The sequence below is a fragment of the Caballeronia choica genome (assembly GCF_001544535.1).
Taxonomy (GTDB): domain Bacteria; phylum Pseudomonadota; class Gammaproteobacteria; order Burkholderiales; family Burkholderiaceae; genus Caballeronia; species Caballeronia choica.
Window position 1 is genome coordinate 1 of record NZ_FCON02000363.1, and the last position, 2,653, is coordinate 2,653.

Genomic DNA, 2,653 nt, shown 5'->3' on the forward strand with positions numbered 1-2,653 from the left:
AGCCTCTGCAGCCCCGTCTTGCCCCAGGTCGCACTCGCCGACTACCTGGAGAGCGGCGCCTACGATTCGCACCTGCGAGGCATTCGCCGCATCTTTGAAGAAAACCTTGCGCGCATGACGCGGACGATCGAGGCAAGCTTCCCCGCCGACACGAAAGTCAGCCGGCCAGCAGGCGGCTTTGTACTGTGGCTAGAACTGCCGCGACGCTTCGATTCGCGGGCGCTCTTTGACGAGGCGCTCGAGGAGGGCATTTGCTTCGCCCCCGGCGACGTCTTTTCCGCGAGCCGGCGCTTTCGCAATTGCATGCGCTTGAGCGCCGGACATGCCTGGGACGACCGTATGGAAGATGGAGTCCGGCGGTTGGGCCGGCTGGCACGGGCGCTGCCCGCGGGCCAACAGGCGTTGGTGAATGGTTAGGTGTGTGGCAAAAACCCCTGTTGCTACAGGCTGAAACTTACAGTAAAAGCCGGGTACAGTGTTTCTGGATCCAGAGTTGACGGTCTAACGATATCGAGCGGGTTCCCTCCAGACGCTGCCCACGTATGGCGAGTCCAAGCCGGAGTTGAAACGCCGAGATCGAAGAAGAACGTGTGCCCACCCTCTTCCTCTGATCGTTCATAGCGACGTTGCGCCTCTTTCCAGACGATGAGTTCGCCTTTGTACTCAAGAATGATCTCGCCGGCAGACATTCGAGTGACTGCGAAAACACCGAGACCATAAACGGGCGAGGGTTGTGTCGTGCGAAAAAAAGCGAGGCATTGGGGGCCCAATTCTCCCTTTATTATTTCAAATCACGTCCATCGATGACGGCCCAACGGCCGCGCGCTATGATCAACGATGGATAAATCGGACGAAGGCGGTTGGCCTAAAAGCGAGAACGACCCTGACCGCAACGGTGACGGCCAGCGCGAAAAGAATCCGCGACCACCGGACCCTTTCGAAGATCTGTTCCGCAGAGGAAAACTAGCTCGTGCTGCGGCTTTCTACCAGAAGACCCAGAGGAGGATCTGTCTTCGCGCGGCAAAAGGCTGGAATACAGGTGACGCAGCGACGCGAGCGTGTCGGAAGAAACGCGCTATTATAGGGCATCAATCAACCGAGTAACCGCTATGGGAACCCGACTCGATCCCTTCATCCACGAGCACGACACTGCGGAAGAAGCCGACTCCTACGATCGCTGGTATCGCGCGAAAATTTCGCGCGCCTTGAAGAACCGCGGCGGCCCACTCACCGATCACGATGACGTGTTCGAGGATTTGCACAAGACGATCGACTCCGACGAGGGCGAACGCGATTGAAAATCAAGCGGACAGAAGAAGCGAAGACCGACCTTCGCCGCATCATCAACCGCATCAAGCACGAGAATAAGGAAGCCGCTCACGGAATGGCGGAACAGATCCGGGGATCGGTCAGGCCGGCGGCACACTTTCCCGAAGGGTAGAAAGAAGGCGCGATGCCGGGCACGCGCGAGGTTGTGGCACACCCCAACTACAAGGTGGTCTACGTCATCGAGCCTGGGCACATCGAGGTAATTGCCGTCGTGCATACCCGACAGCAATGGCCCCCGATAGCCGATTGAATCTCAGTGGAACTCCTTGAGCATTTCACGCACCAAGCTCTTCATTTCCGCCCTGCTGTCGATCCAGACCGTGCGGTCGTAGAGCGCCCGTAGTTCGGCAAAGCTGCCGCCCATCGTCTCCTTCCGCACGCTGTCTTCCAGACCGAAAAGCGGCGCGGCGCTCCCACTCTTGAGATATTCCCAGAACACGTAGTCCAGGGTGCTGCGGCTGAGCCCGGATGACGTCCTTCGCGAAGTCGCTCGCGGCATGTGCAGCACTTCCTTCCAACGGAGGACGCCGTGATCACGGAAATTCTAGACATACGTGGGGTAATGTCCAAAAGGCCGACAAAGGAACTTCATCGGCTTCGATTTGAATGTCTAACGTAGTCGTTCCTACCCCAATACTCAATTGCTTTATGCCACGTCATCTCGATCGATGCCGGTCCAATCGACGTGCGCTATGATCAATCATGGACAAGAGATGGTTCGCCTAAAAGCGAGCGCGACCTTGACCGCAATGGTGACAGATTCCGCGACCACCGCTTGCGAGCGATGAAGGCCGCATTGCGTCACCCTCTCGATGACCAGTTCCGAACCGGAAGCTCACTTTTTGTGGAGCCTTCTATGGAGCCTTAGAGGTGGCACCGGGATTTCGGACAGGTCGGTAAGTGGAAATGCTGGGGCGTGAGTCGGTCATAATGGCCGGCGACAAGGAACCAGAAGATGACGAAACGAAACCGACGGACACACTCACCGGCGTTCAAGGCAAAGGTGGCACTCGCGGCGCTCAAGGGCGACAAGACGCTGGCAGAGCTGGCCCAGCAATTTGATGTCCATCCGAACCAGATCACGGACTGGAAGAAGCAACTGCAGGAGCGGGTTGCCGATGTGTTCGAAGCGGGCAACGCGGGGCCGGCCGCACCGCCAGTCGACGTGAAGGTGCTGCATGCGAAGATCGGGCAGTTGACGTTGGAGAATGATTTTTTAGAAAGCGCGCTCAGCAAGGCGGGACTGCTCCAACGCCCTTGCTGCCATCGGGCCGACGGCATGGCCTGCCGTTCGTCGTGCCCGAAGACTGGACACCCGAGCAGG

The 2,653-nt window shown here is 58.4% G+C and carries 5 protein-coding genes and 1 pseudogene; 4 read left to right on the forward strand and 2 right to left on the reverse strand.

Annotation, left to right across the window (positions count from 1 at the left end):
- The coding region (locus AWB68_RS43900) for an aminotransferase class I/II-fold pyridoxal phosphate-dependent enzyme (RefSeq protein ID WP_125483284.1) at positions 1-417 on the forward strand (417 nt) is incomplete at its 5' end.
- 23 nt (positions 418-440) lie between these two features.
- On the opposite strand, the gene AWB68_RS47805 is transcribed toward AWB68_RS43900, so the two are convergent.
- Positions 441-770 (reverse strand): SET domain-containing protein-lysine N-methyltransferase, encoded by a 330-nt coding sequence (locus AWB68_RS47805; protein ID WP_327384443.1) that lies wholly within the window; start codon positions 768-770, stop codon positions 441-443.
- A 339-nt stretch (positions 771-1,109) separates the two neighbouring features.
- Here AWB68_RS47805 and relB point away from each other — a divergent pair, with 339 nt between their 5' ends.
- Positions 1,110-1,298, forward strand: a complete 189-nt coding sequence (gene relB, locus AWB68_RS43905) for a type II toxin-antitoxin system RelB family antitoxin (protein WP_087650321.1) — start codon at positions 1,110-1,112, stop codon at positions 1,296-1,298.
- The gene (locus AWB68_RS48655; RefSeq protein ID WP_160110188.1) at positions 1,295-1,441 is read left to right on the forward strand and encodes a type II toxin-antitoxin system RelE/ParE family toxin; all 147 of its coding nucleotides are present in this window, start codon (positions 1,295-1,297) and stop codon (positions 1,439-1,441) included. The genes relB and AWB68_RS48655 overlap by 4 nt, the downstream gene beginning before the upstream one ends.
- A 141-nt stretch (positions 1,442-1,582) precedes the next feature.
- Here AWB68_RS48655 and AWB68_RS43910 read toward each other — a convergent pair whose 3' ends face one another.
- A complete protein-coding gene (locus AWB68_RS43910; protein WP_087650322.1) occupies positions 1,583-1,828 on the reverse strand; it encodes a hypothetical protein in 246 nt (81 codons plus the stop codon).
- Between the two features lie 456 nt (positions 1,829-2,284).
- Here AWB68_RS43910 and AWB68_RS43915 point away from each other — a divergent pair.
- Positions 2,285-2,653 (forward strand): annotated as a pseudogene (locus AWB68_RS43915) (transposase); the annotation flags it as partial.

Bases quoted from the DNA above. Each gene is read 5' to 3' on its own strand.
- relB (WP_087650321.1), top strand. From the start codon at position 1,110: ATGGGAACCCGACTCGATCCCTTCATCCACGAGCACGACACTGCGGAA.
- AWB68_RS43910 (WP_087650322.1), bottom strand. From the start codon at position 1,828: ATGCCGCGAGCGACTTCGCGAAGGACGTCATCCGGGCTCAGCCGCAGC.